A 19,293-nucleotide genomic window follows, 5' to 3' on the forward strand; every position below is an offset into this window, starting at 1 on the left:
AAACTGGGCCTTAAATATTCCACAATTGAAGTCCTGTTGTTTCATCGTAAACTCTTTCCAAATTATTGTCACCGTAATCTGTTATTACGAATTCTGCAGCAAATATTATAGTCCCTTCCATTAAATGACCGCCAAAAGCGTTTCCGTTTTTATCTGCTAATGTTATGTGGACATGAGCAAAGGGCTTGCCATCTTTTACTGAAATATTTCCTATGGCATTTAGTATTTCCATGTGTTCGTCTTTTGATATGTAGATGTAGTTTTTGCTTTGTGCATCATAGTAGCCAAATACTGCTTTTGATACAGCACCTATTATGCGTACTTCACCAGAACGTATATTTTCACTGGTGATGACTTTATTAATTTCTTCTAAAAGGTCTTTTCCGTATGGAAATTTTCCCATAAACCTTCTTTCAATTAATACACTTTTATACCCCATAAAACCACATCCTTCTAATTTTTATTTTTTACACTATAATTATATCACAAAAAGCAACCCTTCAACTTTTGCTTATTTAATTAACTCAAGAGGAGTGAGTTTAATTTAAAAAAGGCGGGTTTTCCGCCTTTTTTATTATCTAAATAGAGCCACAAAGACAAGGGTTATTGTGCTTATGAGCTTTATGAGAACGTGCAGTGAAGGACCGGCTGTATCTTTAAATGGATCACCTACAGTGTCTCCTACAACTCCAGCTTTATGAGCTTCAGACTTTTTACCACCGTAATTGCCAAGTTCTATAAATTTCTTTGCGTTATCCCACGCACCGCCGCCGTTGTTTAAGAATAAAGCCAGTATTACACCTGAAATAGTACCTATCATTAAGAAAGCTGCTGCGGCTTCCTTACCGAGGATTACACCTACTAATATTGGTGTTACTACTACGATAAGTCCCGGAATCACCATTTCTTTTAAAGCGCCTTTAGTTACAATATCTACTGTTTTAGCATAGTCCGGCTTTGCAGTACCTTCCATTATGCCGGGAATTTCTCTAAATTGCCTTCTTACCTCCAGAATTACATATTGTGCCGCTTTACCAACAGCTCTTATTGCAGTTGAACTAAAGAGATATACAATCATTGCTCCTATAAATGCTCCTATGAAAACTTCGGGTTTTCCTATATCTACAGCAAACCAAGAATCAATGGGTTTACCTAATATCTTTTTGACTTCATCCAGATATGCTGAGAAAAGCAGGAAAGTTGCAAGAGCGGCTGAACCTACTGCGTATCCTTTTGTCAAAGCTTTTGTAGTGTTTCCACAAGCGTCTAACCTGTCTGTCACATGTCTTACTGGCTCTGGTGCACCTGACATTTCAGTAATTCCACCAGCATTATCAGTAATAGGTCCAAAAGTATCCATTGCAAGTATATAGGCGGTTGTTGATAGCATGCCCATTGTTGCAATAGCTGTGCCGTAAAGTCCAGAAGTCCCTATATGAGGAAGTGCTAATTCACCAAGTTTATAAGCTATAAATATTGCTGCAGATATAAATATAACTGGAAGGGCAGTAGATTCCATACCCACAGAAATACCTGTAATTATGTTTGTAGCAGCTCCCGTTGTGGAAGCTTTGGCAATTTCCTGTACAGGACGTTTATTTACAGAAGTATAATAGTCTGTCAAGAATACAAAGATGTAACTTAGTACAACACCTGTTACTACTGCACCATACAGTAACCAATAATTAACTTCACTGCCATCAGGCAAATGGCCAGAAAGCATTATTTTTACTGCAAAGAAAAGAGCAATTAAATTTACAATTGTAGTGACAAAGTAACCTTTATTTAAAGCTATCATTGGGTCTTTTGATTCATCTTTTGCATTGACGAAAAAGATGCCTATGATAGAGGCAATTATACCTATTGCACGAGCTACTAATGGGAAAAGTATTCCTTTCCACCCGAATACAGGATAAAGACCTACTCCTAATATCATAGCGCCAATATTTTCAGCAGCGGTTGATTCAAAGAGGTCAGCTCCTCTTCCTGCACAGTCTCCTACATTATCTCCAACAAGGTCAGCTATAACTGCAGGATTTCTAGGGTCATCTTCTGGAATTCCAGCTTCTACTTTACCCACAAGGTCAGCACCTACATCGGCAGCTTTGGTATATATACCACCGCCTAGCTGGGCAAATAATGCTACAAAAGAAGCACCAAAACCAAAACCGACGATTAGAGAAGGAGCTTCTTTTATCAAGTCTTCTTGACCTGACAAACCACCATATGTCAAAAACAAGGTAGCAACCCCAAAGAGGGACAAGGCGGTTACAGCCAGACCTGTCACAGCTCCTCCTTTTAAAGCAATTTGCAGAGCTCTATTAAGACCAGATTTTGCACCAGCAGCAGCCCTTACATTCGAATTTACCGCCATATACATTCCAATGTAACCCGACAGAGCTGAACAAAAAGCACCTGTAATAAAAGCGAGTCCTACATGCCATGCAAAACTTAACGCAGTACTTGTTCCTTCAGATAGATGTCCATAATAATTAGCTACAATAATTATTACAGCTACAATTAAGGCTAAAAACGCAATTGTTTTATATTGCCTGTTTAGAAAAGCCATAGCTCCTTCTTTTATAGCATCTGAAATTTGTTGCATTTTTTCATCGCCTTTATCTTGTGAAAATATAAATTTAATTAAACCAATTATGACAAGGGCTGCAATGACTATGACCCCGTAAATTAAAGCAAGATAGGAACCCAATTTATATCATCCCTTTCTATGTATTTTTACCACTATTCATTACTATTTCGACAAACTTTTAAAAATTCCTTCAATTATTTTTGAAATTAATTTTTAAAATAAATGAATAACTAAGATATTCTTTAGGGTCTGAGACCCTATCTAACTCAATAAGAACAAAAAATAGGACATACTGTTGAAAAAATATGTATAATAATTTAAAATATAAACATAAATAGTATAACATTATTAATATAATATAACATACTAAACTAAGAAGGAGGAAGATTTTATGCCAAAAATAACATTAACAGTAATTAAAGCAGATGTTGGTGGCTTTGTAGGGCATACAGACGTACATCCTGAACTTCTTGAAATCGCTAAGAAACATTTAAAAGAAAAAGGGAAAATGCTCATTGACTTTCATGTGACTAGAGTAGGAGATGACATTGAACTTATAATGACTCATAGAGAAGGAATAGATAACGAAGAAGTTCATAAACTTGCATGGGATGCACTTTGGTCTTGTGGTGAGAAAGCTAAAGAACTTAAATTGTACGGTGCAGGACAAGATTTGTTGAAAGATTCATTTTCAGGCAATATAAAGGGGTTAGGACCGGGAGTTGCAGAGATGGAATTTGAAGAAAGAAAAAGTGAACCTGTCATAATCTTTATGGCTGACAAAACAGAGCCCGGAGCGTGGAATTTACCACTTTATAAGATGTTTGCGGACCCTTTCAATACAGTAGGACTGGTAATTGACCCTAATATGCACCAGGGATTTAGATTTGAAGTTTACGATATGATTGAACACAAAAAGATAATATTTGATACTCCGCAGGATATCTATGATATGTTGGTATTCATTGGAGCTACAGGGAGATACTCTATACGAAAAGTGTATACAAAAAACAATGAAATTGCAGCAGTGTCATCTACTCAAAGGATGAATTTTATGGCGGGGAAATATATAGGAAAGGATGACCCTGTACTTATTGTGAGGTGCCAAAATGGTCTTCCAGCAGTAGGTGAAGCATTGGAACCTTTTGCTAATCCCTATCTTGTTGCTGGCTGGATGAGGGGGTCTCATAATGGGCCTATGATACCTGTTTCATTGGAAAACGCTGTGCCTACCAGATTTGATGGGCCACCAAGAGTATGCGCCCTTGGCTTTCAATTAGCAGAGGGTAAGCTTATTGGTCCGCAGGATTTCTTTAAAGATGTCGCTTTTGATAATGCAAGGAAAAAAGCGTTAGAAATAGCCGATTACATAAGAAAGATGGGACCCTTTGAGCCTCACAGGTTGCCTTTGGAAGAATTAGAATACACTACCCTTCCTCATGTTGTTGAAAAACTTCGAGAGAGATGGGAGAAAGAATGAGGTGCAAATTGCGCCTCATTCTTAAATTTTTTTAACAAAGGATTTTCGAAAAATTTAACGAATAAATATAAAAGATTAGACAATTTTTGTGTGACAACTATTTAATAATTTTAAGTTGATATTTGATCGTCAATATTTTATTATTAGTGTAAAAGGGACATAGGGAGGAAATAATAAGCTTTATGAAAACGTTAAATGAGAAATTTTTTAAGTTAATGGACAAGGTCATTTTAATTTTGGTCATTTTGATAGCAGCATTGAGCATTTTTTTATATAAGCTTCAAAAGGTAGAAGAACCTATTTTTGCAAAAACGCCGCAATATCACTTTTACATGGTAGCCCAAAATTCTGTAGACCCTTTTTGGAAAGAGGTAAAAATGGGTGCTATGGATGCTGCAAAACGTTACAATGTCGCAATTGAATTTAATGCCCCCAAATTTAATAACATCCAAGAGGAACTTCAGTATTTGGATATTGCTATACTGTCTAAAGTTGATGGCATAATAACTCATGTTTCCAACAGTAAAGAGTTTGTAGATTTGATTGAAGAAGCCTATAAAGAAGGAATACCCGTAATTACAATGGAAAATGACGCAAAAGACAGCAAAAGACAGGCCTTTATAGGTACAAACAGTTTTCAATTAGGAGAAGAAGCCGGAAAGCTTATGATTAAGGCTACCAAAGGAAAAGCTAACATTGCTATAATCGTTAGCAATGATTACCAATTGGATTCTGTAAACCAAAATTTAAAAATCAATGGTTTTTTAGATGCCATAAAAGATTATCCTCAAATGAAAGTTGTAAAGGTTTATACTTCCAAGTTAGGTACTTTAAGTGCAGAAGAGATTACTCAGTCAATTATAAGCAGTAAACAAAACATAAGTGCTATTTACACTACAGATTCTGTAGATACCATTGGTACTGCACAAGTAATAGTTGATTTTAACAAAGTGGGAGACATAGCGATTGTAGGTTATGGAGATACTGCGGATATTTTGAGGTATATAGACAAAGGAATAATATACGGCACAGTTATGAGTGACCCTTACAGAGTAGGATATGAAAGTGTAAAATCCATGGTGGAAATTAAAGAAAAAAATAATGTCTCTACATTTGTTGATATAGGAGTAAATGTTATTACTAAGGACAATGTCAAAGAATATTTCAAAAGAATACAATCAATGGAGTAAGGTGATGGCATGAAAAAAGATATGTGGAGATTTACAGGCATAAGGCGAAAATTGATAGTTTATTATCTCCTAATCACTGTTTTGATGGGTATCACAAGTTTTTATTCATATTATAATGCAAAATCAGTTATAAATCGTTTAAAATCAGTTTTTGTGGATTATATATACCTTAACAATTTAAATACCGATGTAAACACGCTGGAAACAGAAGTGGAGAAGTATTTATCTACCAAATCCTCAGACGCTCTTTTAAATTATTATACCCTCAATAACAAACTTCAAGAACAAGCTTCAGTTATTTTAAATGAAAAAAACTATGACCAGGATGGTTTAATGTTAAAGGATATAGGGAATATGATTGAAAGCCTTTTGAATGAAACTGACGCAGCAATAAATGCTAAAAGAGGCAGGATAAGCAGCGAGTACATTGCACATTTTACGAGGTCCAATAAAATAAGTGAATATATAAAACTTTACATTAATAATCTTCTCAACAGTAAATTGCAAGAGGGCTCTTTAAAATATGCATCTATAACAAAAAACATGGAGTTTATAAGCTATTTGAATGTGTTTTTGATAATAGGTTCTATTCTTTTTAACATATTTCTTGCAATATTTTTTACCTATCGAATTACAAAACCTCTTATAGACCTTTCCCATTTGGCAGTGAGAGTTTCAAAAGGAGATTTTGATGTAAGACCGCTTTCTATAAAGACAAACGATGAGATAAATATACTTGCAGAAGCTTTTAATAAAATGGTAGTAAGCATAAAAAATTATATAGGGGAAATCAAAAATCAGGCAGAAGTAGAGAAAAAATTAAAAGAACAAGAGATGCAAAATCTCAAAATGAGAAATATTTTAAAAGAGGCAGAACTTAAGGCTTTGCAGTCTCAAATAAATCCACATTTTCTCTTTAATACCTTAAATGCAGCTGCACAATTAGCGATGATGGAAGGGGCAGATAAATCTTCGGAGTTTATAGAAAACGTTGCAAACCTATTTAGATATAATCTAAAAAAATTGGATACTACAGTTACTTTGCAAGACGAGATAAACAATGTAAAGACATATATGTACATTTTGAAAACGAGATTTGGCGACAGAGTAGATTTTAAAGTAGATGTAGACGAAGGGGTTTTAGATATAGAAATGCCTTGTACAATAATTCAGCCTGTAGTTGAAAATGCTTTTATTCACGGATTAGAAGATACAGAAAAAGGAGGTTTTATTAAACTTACGGTAAAGAAGGATAATGATAAAGTTTTAATAGAGGTTATTGACAATGGGATAGGAATGAGTGAAGAAAAAGTAAGGGCAATATTATCAGCAGACAATGAGGATTTATCTAAAAGGCATGTTACGGGTATTGGCATGCACAATATCATAAACAGACTAAGACTTTTTTATAACACTTCTGCTATAGAAGATGTAATTGAGATAGATAGCAAAATAGGAGAAGGAACAAAAGTTACTTTAAAAATTCCTTTAATGAAGGGTGATAAAGAAAATGATTAAATTGTTTATTGCGGACGATGAGCAAATAGTTATAGATTCAATTAAATTTATCATAGAAAAGAATGATGTAAAAGCTGATATAATTGGTTTTGCTAAATCTGGAAGAGAAGCCATTGAAAAAGTGGAAATTTTAAAACCTGATGTAGTTTTTATGGATATAAAGATGCCAGGAATAGATGGAATTGAAGCCATAAAGCAAATTAAAGAAAGGCATAAGGACATAATTTTTGTTATTATTACCGCTTACGAGTATTTTAATTATGCAAAAGAGGCAATAGACCTTGGAGTGTTAGATTATCTTTTAAAGCCTCTTAATAGAAATAAAGTCGTAGAAACTATAAAAAAAGCTTCAGAAGTAATTGAAAAAAGAAGAGAGGCAATGTTAAAAGAGTTAGAGCTAAAGGAGAAACTCAATAAGATTATTCCTTATTTGGAAGGGCAATTTTTGTATACTATTCTTTTTAGTGGTATAACCTATGAGGACGTGTCCTTTTATGAAGATATATTTGGAATTAAATTGAAACGTGGTTATGCTATGATAGTAACAGTGGAGGATGTTGATAACAATTTCAAAGGTCAAAATCTAAAATTAAGCATAGAGAAACAGAATTTTTATGATTATTTTAAAACAATTGTAAAAAATATTAAAAAATGTTTAGTAGGTTTATCCTTTATTGACAAAGTATTTGTATACTTTCCTGTTGAGGAGGAAAATTCCTTTGAGATTAAAAATAATTCTATAGAAACAGCGCAAAGGTTAAGAGAAGCTATGAACCAAAAAGTGAAAATTCCTTACAGGATTGGAATAGGTAGAGTTTACAATTTCGAAAATATTTTGAAATCTTATTATGAAGCAGAAATGGCATTAAAAATGGCAAAAAATGAAATGATTGCACATTTTGATGATATCGCAATGCCACAAGATAGATTTAAGCCTTATCCTATTAATAAAGAAAGACTTTTTATTGATAGACTTATGACTGGAGACCTTCAAGGATCTTTCAGTATATTTAATGAAATTTATGAATGGATGGTTTTGGAATACCAAGAGGATGTAGACAAAATAAAGTCCAAACTTATAGAAATAATCGGTGTTATTAAAAGGAATCTTTCCTATTATGCTGAGGAAGAAAATTTTATTGAAAACAGAGAACTAGAAGAAATTTTAAAAATAAACGATGTTGACAAAATAAAGTTTATATTTATCAATACTCTGAAAAATCTATTTGACAGCATAAAAACCATCAACAAAGAAAAAATGGATACCCTTTTAGCCAAAATAATTAGATTTATGGAGGACAATTTTAATAAAGATATTACACTGGATGACGTTGCAAAAGAAGTTAATATGAGTTACCACTATTTCAGCAAATTTTTCAAGGATCAAACTGGGAAAAATTTTATTGATTACTTGACAAATTTGAGAGTAACTAAAGCCAAAGAACTTTTAGAGGATGAGAGTGTAAGCATAAAAGAAGTGTGTTACAAGGTTGGCTACAGCGACCCAAATTATTTTAGCAAGATATTCAAAAAAGCCACGGGGATGACACCTACAGAATATAGGTTAGCTATTTACAAAGGAAGGGGTGTGGTTGGTGGAGAGTAAAAATGTAATCAAAGTGATAGTGGCAATTGTCCTTATGATTATTTTTGGTGTTTTAGTTTTTTTGACTGTTAAGCATGTAATAGCATATAGAGAAATAAAAAATATAAGCTCTAACGCATTAAACAGCAAAGAGCACAAAATTAAAATTGGTTTTTCTCTTGGTACCTTAAAAGAAGAAAGATGGATTAAAGACAGAGATATAGTAATGGCAAAATTACGGGAATTAGGAGCAGAAGTTTTAGTACAAAATGCTAACAACGATGACCAAGACCAATTAAAACAGGTGAGATATCTTTTGGACCAAAAAATCGACGTACTTATCATTGTTCCAAATGACCTTGAAAAAGCGTCTTATGCGGTATCATTGGCACAAAAAGAAGGGGTAAAAGTGATATCCTATGACAGACTTGTTACAAAATCAAATGTAGACCTTTATATATCCTTTGACAACGTAAAAGTTGGAAAACTCATGGCGGAATATCTAGTGAAAAGAGTACCGAGAGGAAATTATTTAATAATAAATGGTGCTACGACGGATAATAACACAAAAATGATAAAGGAAGGGTATGACAGTGTCCTAAAACCCAGGATTGAAAGTGGAAATATAAAAATTGTAAAAGAAGATTGGGCACCTAATTGGATGACGGAATACGCTTTTAATTCTACTGATGAATTGTTGCAAAAGGGTGTAAAAATTGATGCCGTAATAGCAGGGGATGATGCTTTAGCGGGAGGAATTATAGAGGCTTTATCAGAGCACAGATTGGCGGGGAAAGTATTGGTTGCAGCTCAGGATGCTGACCTTGCTGCATGTCAAAGGATAGTGGAAGGAACTCAGGCTATGACAGTGTACAAACCAATTGATAAATTGGCTGAAGCCACCGCAAAAATGGCTATGAAACTTGCAAAGGGAGAAAAATTAAACGTGAAAAATACCATATATGACGGGAAATATTACGTTCCTTATTATGTTCTTGAACCAATTGCTGTTGATAAAACCAACATAGACGATACCGTAATAAAAGATGGTTTTCATACCCGCGATGAGGTATACAGAAATGTCTCTAAATGATTATTCAGGCTTTAAGCCTGTATTTTTTTGTCTTAAAAAAATACAGATTGATAAGTTAAAAAATTTAAATCGCCAAAAAAGTAAAGGATATCAAAAAAAGTTCCAGAGGCATTTTGAGGGGGGAAGTAGAATTAATTATTAAAATAAAATTTTAGAAAGGAGAGGTAATGTACAATGAGTAACAAGCGCAGACTTGTAGTGGTAGTAATAGCAGTCCTGTTGTTAGTATCTGCTTTTCTAGGTGGTTGTTCTTCTTCCTCAAAACAAACTTCTAATTCGTCTTCTAATTCATCTTCTTCAAACCAGGCTTCTAATAACAAAATAGCTGTTGGTATTGTATTACCAACAAAAGATGAGCCAAGATGGATTCAAGACGAGACTCGCTTTCAGGATGCATTAAAAAATACCCCTTATTCTGCTGAAGTTCTTTTCAGCCAAGGCGATCCTGCTAAGGAGAAAGCCAATGTAGAAACTTTGATAAGTAAAGGTATAAAGGTACTTATCCTATGTCCTCAAGATGCAAATGCAGCAGCCGCTTCTGCAGAGGAGGCTAAAAAAGCAGGTGTAAAGGTTATATCTTATGATAGGTTAATACTTAATACAGATGCAGTAGATTATTATGTCACTTTTGATAGTGTACAGGTAGGTAAAGAACAAGGTCAGTATTTAGTTGATCATGCAACAGGTAAAGGCAATCCTCTATATCTCTATGCTGGTGCTTTATCTGATAATAACTCTTTCTTATTCTTCCAAGGAGCATGGGAAGTTTTACAGCCAAAGATCGCTGATGGTACTTTTGTAATTGCAAATTCTGACAAAGCAGTTGCATTAAAAGATAAAAAAGACTTAACTCGTGATGAAATGGCAAGTATTATAGGACAAATTACTACAAATTGGGATTTCAATACTGCTAAAAACCTTGCTCAGGCAAACCTTGCTAAGGCGCCAAAAAATTTAAAGGGTAATGTATTTATACTTGCTCCTAATGACGGTACCGCAAGGTCAATAGCAGATACTTTTAAAGCAGATCCGGACATTAAAAGTTATGTAATTACTGGACAAGATGCTGAAAAACCATCTATTCAATACATTATTGATGGCAAACAATCCATGACTGTCTTCAAAGATGTTAGGATTCTTGTTAAGGATGCAATAAATGCTGCTTTGACATATTTAGACGGAAAAACACCAGAAGCTACGAAAACTTATAATAATGGTGTAAAAGATGTTCCTTCTAAACCATCTCCTGTACAAGTAGTGGATAAGAATAATGTAAAACAAGTTCTAATAGATTCTGGATATTACCAAGAAAGCGATTTTACTTGGCCTAAATAATGTTGGAGGTGTGAAGAATGGGTACCCCGCTTATAGAGCTTGTAAACGTAAGTAAAAGTTTTTCAGGTGTACAAGTATTATTTGGTGTAAATTTTAAAGTTCAACCAAGGGAGATACATTGTTTAGTTGGAGAAAATGGAGCCGGCAAAAGTACTTTAATGAAAATCTTAAGCGGGGTATACCCTTATGGTGAATACGAAGGAGAGATAAGACTTGAGGGATACCCTGTAAGATTTTTTAGCATAAAAGACAGTGAAAAAGCCGGAATTTCCATTATCCATCAAGAACTTTCTTTAGTTCCAGAGATGACAGTATATGAGAATATCTTTTTGGGAAATGAAATTAAAAAGGGAAGTATAGTAGATACTTTTGAGGAAATAGAAAGAGCACGACAACTTTTATTAAAAGTCAAAGGTGAAAATATTAATCCTACTGCAAAGGTTAAAGACCTTAGCGTGAGTATGCAGCAGCTTGTTGAAATAGCAAAAGCACTTTCAAAAAATCCCAAAGTGCTAATTCTGGATGAGCCAACTTCTGCTTTAAGTGAAACTGAAAGTGAAAATCTCCTTATTCTTTTAAAAGAACTTAAAGAACAAGGAGTTACAATTATTCTTATAAGTCATAGATTAAAAGAAGTTTTGAAAGTGGCGGATTCTATAACTGTTTTACGAGATGGGCAAACAGTAGCCTATTTTAATTGCAAAACTGAAGAAATAGATGAAAAAAAGATAATAAAACATATGGTTGGAAGAGAGATTACAAATCTTTATCCAATGCCTATAGCCAAACCTCTAGATGAACCTATAATGGAAACTAAAAATTGGAATGTAATTGAACCCAGTACAGGCCGCTATTTAGTAAAAGATGCAAACATTGTATTAAAAAAAGGAGAAATAGTAGGGTTATTTGGATTAGTTGGTGCTGGACGTACAGAATTTGGACTTAGCCTTTTTGGGAACCCATATGGCTACATTATTTCTGGAGATATAATATTAAAGGGCAGAAAAGTAAAGTTCAAGACTCCGGAAGATGCAATTAAGCAGGGAGTGCTTTATTTAACGGAGGATCGAAAAGAAAAAGGGCTGATTTTGATAAACAGCATAAAGGAAAATATAAGTTTGGCGAATTTAAAAGCTTTGAAGAAAGGAATTACAGTTGATGAAGCCAAAGAGATAGAAATAGCCCAAGGCTTTCAGAAAAGACTTAATATAAAAGCTCGTAATGTTGAAGTTAATGTTTCTACTTTGAGCGGAGGGACTCAGCAAAAAGTTTTGGTAGCTAAAGGCCTTTTTGCTGAACCAGATGTCATTATTTTGGATGAACCTACAAGAGGTATAGATGTTGGCGCAAAATATGAAATATACACATTAATAAGAGAATTAGCAAGTGAAGGCAAAGCCATTCTCCTTATATCCTCTGAATTACCGGAAATATTGGGAATGAGTGATAGAATATATATAATGAGCAAAGGTAAAATTACAGGGGAATTGAAATCAGAAGAAGCCAATCAAGAAATCGTAATGGCTTATGCCGTGAGCTAAAGGAGGGTTTAAGATTGAAGGAATTTATTCGCCATTTAAAAGAATTTTTGAAAGATCATGTAAGAGATTATGCTATGTTTATAGCACTTTTTGCAATAATGGCTGTTTTTGCGGCCCTCTCTGGCGGCGATTTTTTATCACCTGTTAATATTAGTAATCTTGTGGATCAGACGGGATATATAGCTGTTCTTGCAATTGGAGAAACTTTAATTATTGTTATACGACATATTGACCTTTCTGTAGGATTTTTGTCTGGATTTTTAGGAGCAATTGCAGCTATATTGATGCAATTTTATCACTTTTCTGCTTTATCAGCCATTATAATAGTGCTAGGATTAGGAACATTAGCTGGATTACTAAACGGTTCGCTAGTAACCTACTTAAGAATCCCATCTTTTGTTGCTACTTTAGCAGGTTGGTTAGCTTATCGTGGCGCTCTTTTGTTGGCTACAAAAGGATCTGGAACTATTATAATTACCAATAAAACTTTTAATGCTATAGGCAATGGTTTTATTCCAGACTTGCCTTTTATAAATAATATTTTACCTAATTATCATAAGCTTACATTGTTAGTGGGTATTGTAGCAGCAGTGCTAATTGTTTATTTTTCTCTTAAGAATAGAGCCCAACAAATAAAAAGAGGATTTGATGTACTTCCACTAGACATTTTCCTTATCGAATTGCTTTTTATTGATGCTTTATTGTTATATATAACTTTTATTTTAGCAGCTCATCGAGGGATTTCATGGACCCTTGTAATTATGATAATTACCACAGTTATTTATAGTTTTATTACTAATAGAACCGTTTTGGGAAGACATATTTATGCAGTAGGTGGTAATCCAGAAGCGGCTGCTTTAAGTGGAATTAATGTGAAAAAAATTACCCTTATTGTCTTTGCTTCGATGGGTTTTCTTTCAGGTTTATCAGGAATATTGTTTGCTTCCAGACTTCAATCAGCTACAACTACTGCTGGTACTCTTTTTGAACTTTATGCTATTGCTGGAGCTTATATAGGAGGAGTATCTGCAGCAGGCGGAGTGGGAAAAGTAATCAACTCATTGATTGGAGCATTTGTTATGTCAACTTTGACTAATGGAATGAATCTTCTAGGGGTGGATATTTCGCTTCAATATATAATTCTTGGAATAGTTTTGGCTGCCGCTGTCATATTTGATGTAGCAACTCGCAGCAAGGAAAGATAAAAAAGACGGGTATGTCCCGTCTTTTTTATCCCCCGCTTTTTCAATGGTCCCCCTCTATTTGCTCCACTTTAAAACAGGATTTCTTGCAGCCAGTACCTCATCAACCCTTCTTACAGGCGTGTTGTGTGGAGCTTCTTTTAAAAGTTGCGGATTTTCTTTTGCTTCCTCTGCTATTTTAATCATTGCTTCAATGAAAGCGTCTAATGTTTCTTTACTTTCTGTTTCAGTAGGCTCTACCATTATGGCGCTGTCAACAATTAATGGAAAATATATTGTGGGTGGATGGAAACCGTAGTCTATAAGTCTTTTAGCTACATCTAATGTTGTGATATCATTGACTTTTTCTAAAAGACCAGCTAAAACAAATTCATGCATGCATACTTTGTCAATAGCGACTTTGTAGTGATTTTTGAGTTTTTCTTTAAGATAATTAGCATTTAAAACTGCCATTTCGCTGGCTCTCTTAAGTCCTTCAGCTCCCATAGTTAAAATGTAGGAATAAGCCTTTATAAGCACATTGAAGTTGCCATAAAAGCTTCTCACTTTTCCAATAGAAAGCGGCCTATCATAGTTTAAGCTATATATGCCGTCTTTAAATTCTATTACAGGCACTGGCAAAAAGTCGGCAAGCTCTTTTTTGACACCTACAGGTCCAGAACCCGGGCCACCACCGCCATGAGGTGTAGAGAAGGTCTTGTGAAGATTTAGATGTACAACGTCAAATCCCATGTCTCCAGGACGCGTAATTCCCATTATAGCATTTAGATTTGCACCATCGTAGTATAGAAGACCTCCTGCTTCGTGTATTAATCTTGCGATTTCTACTATGTTCTCTTCAAAAAGCCCCAAAGTACTTGGGTTTGTCAGCATAAGTCCTGCTACTTCATCATTTAAAACAGCCTTTAAGGCTTCTAAATCTATAGCCCCTTCTTTGTTGGATTTAATTTCAATTACGTCAAAACCTGCAACTGCTGCACTAGCGGGGTTAGTACCATGAGCAGAGTCTGGCACGATTATTTTTTACGTTTTTTGTCATTTCTGTGTTCGTGATAGGCCTTAATTATCATGAGTCCCGTCAATTCTCCGTGGGCACCTGCAGCAGGCTGTAATGAAAATTTGTCCATTCCAGTTATTTCAGAGAGCATGTTTTCTAATTCATACATGAGTTTCAAAGCGCCTTGCACAGTTTCTACTGGTTGATAGGGATGTAGAGCTGTAAAACCGATAAGGGATGCCATGTCTTCATTTATTTTAGGATTGTACTTCATAGTACAAGAACCTAATGGATAAAAACCCGTATCGACGCCGTAGTTTTTATTTGACAAAAGGGTGTAATGTCTTATTATGTCTACTTCACTTACTTCGGGAAGCTCTATTTCTTCTTTTCTCATCATTTGTTGCGGAAGTATGTCTTCTAAAGGTTTTTCTTCTATATCCAACTTAGGGAGAGTGTAGGCTTTTCTTCCTTCCTTTGACAATTCAAATATCAATTTATTGTACTCTTTCACACTATCACCTCCAACAGAGCTTTTAACTCATCAATTTCTTCTTTTGTCCTTTTTTCTGTAAAGGCTAGTAACATTGTATTTTTGTATTTGTCGTAATCTCTGTGGAGGTTGTATCCGCCTAATATGCCCTTTTCTAAAAGTTTTTTATTAATTAAGTCTACATCTACATCAGTCTTTAATGCAAATTCCATAAAGAAGGGCTTGTTAAAAGCAGGTTTATATTTTCCTGATGCGGTAAGCATTGAAAAAGCGTAATGAGCCTTTTGAGTACACTGATAAGCCACTTCTTTTATACCTTTTTTGCCCATAGTTGCTAGATACACTGCAGCTGTTAAGGCATTTAATGAGTGGTTTGAGCATATATTCGAAGTGGCTTTTTCTCTTCTTATGTGTTGCTCTCTTGCTTGCAAAGTAAGCACAAAAGCACGTCTACCATCTACGTCTTTTGTCTGGCCTACTATTCTTCCTGGCATTTTCCGCACAAGCTTTTGTGTTGTAGCTAAAAAACCAAGATAAGGACCACCAAAATTTAATCCATTGCCAAGAGACTGACCGTCTCCTACAGCTATATCTGCGCCAATTTCTCCTGGCGATTTAAGTATGCCGAGAGGTATTGGATGTACGTAAGTAATGAGCATTGCTTTATTTTCATGGGTTATTTTCTCAATTTCTTGCAGGTCTTCGATGATTCCCATGAAATTAGGATACTGTACAATTACTGCCGCAGTGTTAGTCCCAATTTCCGCTTTTAATTTTTCTAAATCTGTTACTCCTTCATTATCGTCTATTTCAATTACTTGGATATCTCTAAAATGCATATAAGTCTTTAAAACTTTTCGCGTTTCTGGATTTACGGTTTTTGAAACTATTATAGACTTCCTTTTGGTGTTTTCACAAGCCATAATTGCAGCTTCTGCGCAGGCTGTTGCTCCGTCGTACATTGAAGCGTTTGTGACTTCCATTCCTGTAAGGTTTGTAATCATTGTCTGGTACTCAAAGATAGCTTGTAGTGTTCCTTGGCTTATTTCTGGCTGGTAAGGAGTGTAGGCTGTGTAGAATTCAGAACGAGATATTATGTGCTTTACCACAGAAGGAATGTAATGGTCATATACTCCAGCGCCTAAAAAACTTGTCAGCTCTTCAAGGCTTTTATTTTCTTTTACGTATTTCTTTATGTGAGCTGTAAGCTCTATTTCTGACATGGGCTTACCTAAATTTAAAGGCCTTTTTAAGCGAACTTCTTGAGGTATGTTTTCAAACAGTTCTTCTATAGAATTTTTTCCTATTGTTTTTAGCATTTCTTTTTCGTCATTGGAGGAGGCAGGAAGGTAAGGAAACATGCTCTCACTCCTCATCTAAAAATTTTTTATATTCTTCGGCTGTCATCAAATTATCAAGCTGTGACTTGTCTTTGAGTTCTACTAATGCCATCCAACTGCCATAGGGGTCATTGTTTACTAAAGAGGGGTCGTCAACGATAGCATTGTTTACTTCAAGTACTTTTCCATCTACAGGTGTGTAAACATCAGATGCAGCTTTTACAGATTCTACAACTCCAAGTACATCGCCAGCCGAGAGTTCTGCACCTACTTCTGGAAGCTCAATGTACACTATGTTTCCTAAGGAATGCTGTGCATAGTCAGTTATTCCTATGTATGCTTTATCTCCTTCTACTTTGACCCATTCGTGGTCTTTTGAGTAATACAAGCCTTCTAAAACTTCCATACCAAAAACCTCCTATTTTTTATAATTTTTCTTGTAAAAGTTTTTGCTTATGATTAAAGCCTTAAGTGGCTTATTTCTTATCACAATTTCAATTTGATTTCCTAATTGGGCATATTTTGAATCAATCAATGCAAGACCTATATTTTTCTTTAGTGTAGGAGAGAAATACCCTGTTGTTACATAGCCGATTTTTTGATTGTGAGCACGCACTTCATAACCATGTCTTGGAATTCCATTGTCTATCATTTCAAATCCTACGATTTTACGCTTAAGCCCTTCTTCTTTTTGCTTTAGTAGAGCATCTTTTCCGATAAAATTGCCCTTGTCAAATTTGACGAAAAACTCAAAACCTGCTTCTAAAGGAGTTATTTCTTCTGAAAGTTCATTTCCGTATAGAGGTAAACCTGCTTCAAATCTCAAAGTATCTCTTGCACCTAATCCTGCCGGTTTAAGTCCATATTCTTTTCCAACTTCCACTATTTTTTCCCACAATTCTACTGCGTATTTATTAGGCATGTAAATTTCAAAGCCATCTTCACCCGTATATCCTGTTCTTGATACCAGGCATTCAATTCCAGCTATTTTTACATTGTCTTTAAAGCAGAAAAATTTAATTTCTGAAAGATCAGTATCTGTAAGTTTTTGAAGTATTTCTTCTGCTTTTGGGCCTTGTATGGCAAGTTCTGCTACTTCATCTGAAATGTTTTCTATTTCTACCTCATATACGCCTTTATTGTCTTTCATCCATTTGTAATCCTTTTCTATATTAGCCGCATTTACAACCAAGTAGAAGTGTTCATCAGAATATTTGTAGACTAATAAGTCATCTACAACGCCGCCATTATAATTGCACATAAAAGTATAAAGGACTTGATTGCCTTTTAGTTTTGACAAATCATTTGTTATGAGATTTTGCAAAAAGTTAAAAGCTTCTCTTCCTTTTACAGTTATTTCTCCCATGTGAGAAACATCAAAGAGTCCTGCAGCATTTCTCACTGCTTCGTGTTCAGAGATTATACTTTCAAACTGAACAGGGAGAGCCCATCCTGCAAAGTCAATGATTTTTCCATTATATTTTTTGTAAAGTTCAAAAAGAGGTGTTTTTTTGAGGTTATCCAAACATACCACACCCTTTCATAAAATTTAAAAGAGGAGTTATGATGAGCACAACAAGAGAATATGCCATCACAACTCCTCTGTTTTTTGACCTGAGAGCTTCTACTTATGTATTGCTCCTTCGGTGCTCTTGCGAGACTTTCCAGAGGTCTATCCGATAGCGATACTTTTGCCTGAGAGCTTCTATAAAGGCTTGGCGGGCCTTTATATTTCCCCTTCGGCTATCTTTTTACAAAGATATCTCTCGCTATCTTCATCTAGAACAGTATTAAATTTTTTTAAATATGCTATACTTTTATTATATTATATTCCCTGTAATAGTCAATAATCAAAACGAGGAGAGGTGGATATGTTATATATTTACAATAAGAACACAAATCCCTATTTTAATTTAGCTGCTGAAGAGTACGTTTTAAAAGAATTCCAAGAAGAATGTTTCATGTTATGGAGAAATGAACCTAGCATTATAGTAGGCAAAAATCAAAACACATTAGCGGAAATAAATTTGGATTATGTGCGACAACATAAAATTCCAGTTGTCAGAAGATTATCGGGTGGAGGAGCGGTTTTTCACGACCTCGGCAATTTAAATTTTACTTTTATAGTAAATGAGGATGTCAGCAGTTTCAGTGATTTTAAAAGATTTACACAGCCAATTATAGATGTGCTTAGAAAACTTTCTGTTAATGCTGAGTTTTCAGGGAGAAATGACATAACAATTGACGGCAAGAAAATTTCAGGAAATGCGCAGTATTATTACAAAAATAGAATATTACACCATGGAACACTTTTGTTTTCTTCCAGCATTACAGATTTGTCAGCAGCACTGAAAGTGCGACCTGTAAAATTTGAAGATAAAGGTGTAAAATCTGTGTCTAAAAGAGTTACAAACATAAGTGAGCATCTAAAAGAGCCTATTACAATAGAACAGTTTATAGACCTCGTTATGAATCACATTAGAGAACAAACCGGTGGAAGTGAAATGTATGAATTTACGCAGGAAGACATAAAAAAAATAGAGAAATTGGTTAAAGAAAAGTATAGCACATGGGAATGGAATTTTGGAACATCGCCAGATTACAGTTTTAAAAATGAGAAAAAATTTACTGGTGGCACTGTAGAAATAAATTTAAATGTAGAAAAGGGAATAATAAAAGATATAAAAATTTATGGAGACTTTTTTGGAAAATACGATGTTTCAGAGGTAGAAAACCTTTTAAAAGGAGTAAAGCATTCAGAAGAAGAGATAAGAAAAGTGCTTTCAAATATTGACATGAATGATTATTTTGCCAACATAACTGTTGACAATTTAATAGAAGTGATGTTCTGAGAGGTTAAAAATATTTTTAGGTTGTTGAACTCTTAACGGAAAAGTGGTAAAATATATACAAACGAAATTGTTAAATA

The 19,293-nt window shown here is 34.6% G+C and carries 14 protein-coding genes, 1 pseudogene and 2 riboswitches; of the genes and pseudogenes, 9 read left to right on the plus strand and 6 right to left on the minus strand.

Going from position 1 to position 19,293, the window contains the following annotated elements; translation table 11 throughout:
- Positions 1 to 10 precede the first annotated feature (10 nt).
- Together THEWI_RS01415 and THEWI_RS01420 are read right to left on the minus strand one after the other, a co-directional pair.
- Entirely contained in the window at positions 11 to 439 is a 429-nt protein-coding gene (locus tag THEWI_RS01415) for a PPC domain-containing DNA-binding protein (RefSeq protein ID WP_014062152.1), read from the minus strand.
- Positions 440 to 574: 135 nt separating this feature from the next.
- Positions 575 to 2,710, minus strand: coding sequence for a sodium-translocating pyrophosphatase (locus THEWI_RS01420; RefSeq protein ID WP_014062153.1), 2,136 nt, complete (start codon positions 2,708 to 2,710; stop codon positions 575 to 577).
- A 271-nt stretch (positions 2,711 to 2,981) separates the two neighbouring features.
- On the opposite strand from THEWI_RS01420, the gene fbp reads away from it, so the two are divergent.
- The 8 genes from fbp (at position 2,982) to THEWI_RS01460 (ending at position 13,537) form a co-directional block, all read left to right on the plus strand.
- Positions 2,982 to 4,070, plus strand: a complete 1,089-nt coding sequence (gene fbp, locus THEWI_RS01425) for a fructose-1,6-bisphosphate aldolase/phosphatase (protein WP_014062154.1) — start codon at positions 2,982 to 2,984, stop codon at positions 4,068 to 4,070.
- 182 nt (positions 4,071 to 4,252) lie between these two features.
- Complete coding sequence (locus THEWI_RS01430) at positions 4,253 to 5,260, plus strand: sugar-binding protein (protein ID WP_014062155.1); 1,008 nt, start codon at positions 4,253 to 4,255, stop codon at positions 5,258 to 5,260.
- Between the two features lie 9 nt (positions 5,261 to 5,269).
- A complete protein-coding gene (locus tag THEWI_RS01435) occupies positions 5,270 to 6,778 on the plus strand; it encodes a sensor histidine kinase (protein ID WP_014062156.1) in 1,509 nt (502 codons plus the stop codon).
- Positions 6,771 to 8,384 (plus strand): response regulator, encoded by a 1,614-nt coding sequence (locus THEWI_RS01440; RefSeq protein WP_014062157.1) that lies wholly within the window; start codon positions 6,771 to 6,773, stop codon positions 8,382 to 8,384. The genes THEWI_RS01435 and THEWI_RS01440 overlap by 8 nt, the downstream gene beginning before the upstream one ends.
- On the plus strand, positions 8,374 to 9,456 hold the full coding sequence (locus THEWI_RS01445; protein ID WP_014062158.1) for a sugar ABC transporter substrate-binding protein: 1,083 nt from the start codon (positions 8,374 to 8,376) through the stop codon (positions 9,454 to 9,456). The genes THEWI_RS01440 and THEWI_RS01445 overlap by 11 nt, the downstream gene beginning before the upstream one ends.
- 333 nt (positions 9,457 to 9,789) lie before the next feature.
- Positions 9,790 to 10,791, plus strand: coding sequence for a sugar ABC transporter substrate-binding protein (locus tag THEWI_RS01450; RefSeq protein ID WP_425274176.1), 1,002 nt, complete (start codon positions 9,790 to 9,792; stop codon positions 10,789 to 10,791).
- 17 nt (positions 10,792 to 10,808) lie between these two features.
- Entirely contained in the window at positions 10,809 to 12,332 is a 1,524-nt protein-coding gene (locus THEWI_RS01455; RefSeq protein ID WP_014062160.1) for a sugar ABC transporter ATP-binding protein, read from the plus strand.
- 14 nt (positions 12,333 to 12,346) lie between these two features.
- Positions 12,347 to 13,537 carry a sugar ABC transporter permease gene (locus THEWI_RS01460; protein WP_014062161.1) on the plus strand — a complete coding sequence of 397 codons (1,191 nt, stop codon included), beginning with the start codon at positions 12,347 to 12,349 and terminating at the stop codon, positions 13,535 to 13,537.
- 54 nt (positions 13,538 to 13,591) lie between these two features.
- Here the strand turns inward: THEWI_RS01460 and gcvPB are convergent.
- The 4 genes and pseudogenes from gcvPB to gcvT form a co-directional block, all read right to left on the minus strand.
- Positions 13,592 to 15,045, minus strand: a pseudogene (gcvPB, locus tag THEWI_RS01465) (aminomethyl-transferring glycine dehydrogenase subunit GcvPB).
- Positions 15,042 to 16,385 (minus strand): aminomethyl-transferring glycine dehydrogenase subunit GcvPA, encoded by a 1,344-nt coding sequence (gene gcvPA, locus THEWI_RS01470; protein WP_014062163.1) that lies wholly within the window; start codon positions 16,383 to 16,385, stop codon positions 15,042 to 15,044. The pseudogene gcvPB and the gene gcvPA overlap by 4 nt, the downstream one beginning before the upstream one ends.
- Before the next feature lie 4 nt (positions 16,386 to 16,389).
- Positions 16,390 to 16,770 (minus strand): glycine cleavage system protein GcvH, encoded by a 381-nt coding sequence (gene gcvH, locus THEWI_RS01475; RefSeq protein ID WP_003870812.1) that lies wholly within the window; start codon positions 16,768 to 16,770, stop codon positions 16,390 to 16,392.
- Between the two features lie 12 nt (positions 16,771 to 16,782).
- The gene (gene gcvT / locus THEWI_RS01480) at positions 16,783 to 17,889 is read right to left on the minus strand and encodes a glycine cleavage system aminomethyltransferase GcvT (RefSeq protein WP_006569280.1); all 1,107 of its coding nucleotides are present in this window, start codon (positions 17,887 to 17,889) and stop codon (positions 16,783 to 16,785) included.
- A 74-nt stretch (positions 17,890 to 17,963) separates the two neighbouring features.
- A riboswitch (glycine riboswitch) is annotated at positions 17,964 to 18,035 on the minus strand.
- Positions 18,036 to 18,037: 2 nt separating this feature from the next.
- A riboswitch (glycine riboswitch) is annotated at positions 18,038 to 18,143 on the minus strand.
- A gap of 92 nt (positions 18,144 to 18,235) precedes the next feature.
- Between gcvT and lplA the strand changes: the two genes are divergently transcribed.
- On the plus strand, positions 18,236 to 19,216 hold the full coding sequence (lplA, locus tag THEWI_RS01485; RefSeq protein WP_014062164.1) for a lipoate--protein ligase: 981 nt from the start codon (positions 18,236 to 18,238) through the stop codon (positions 19,214 to 19,216).
- Positions 19,217 to 19,293 lie beyond the last annotated feature (77 nt).

Source organism: Thermoanaerobacter wiegelii Rt8.B1 (genome assembly GCF_000147695.2).
Lineage (GTDB): Bacteria > Bacillota > Thermoanaerobacteria > Thermoanaerobacterales > Thermoanaerobacteraceae > Thermoanaerobacter > Thermoanaerobacter ethanolicus.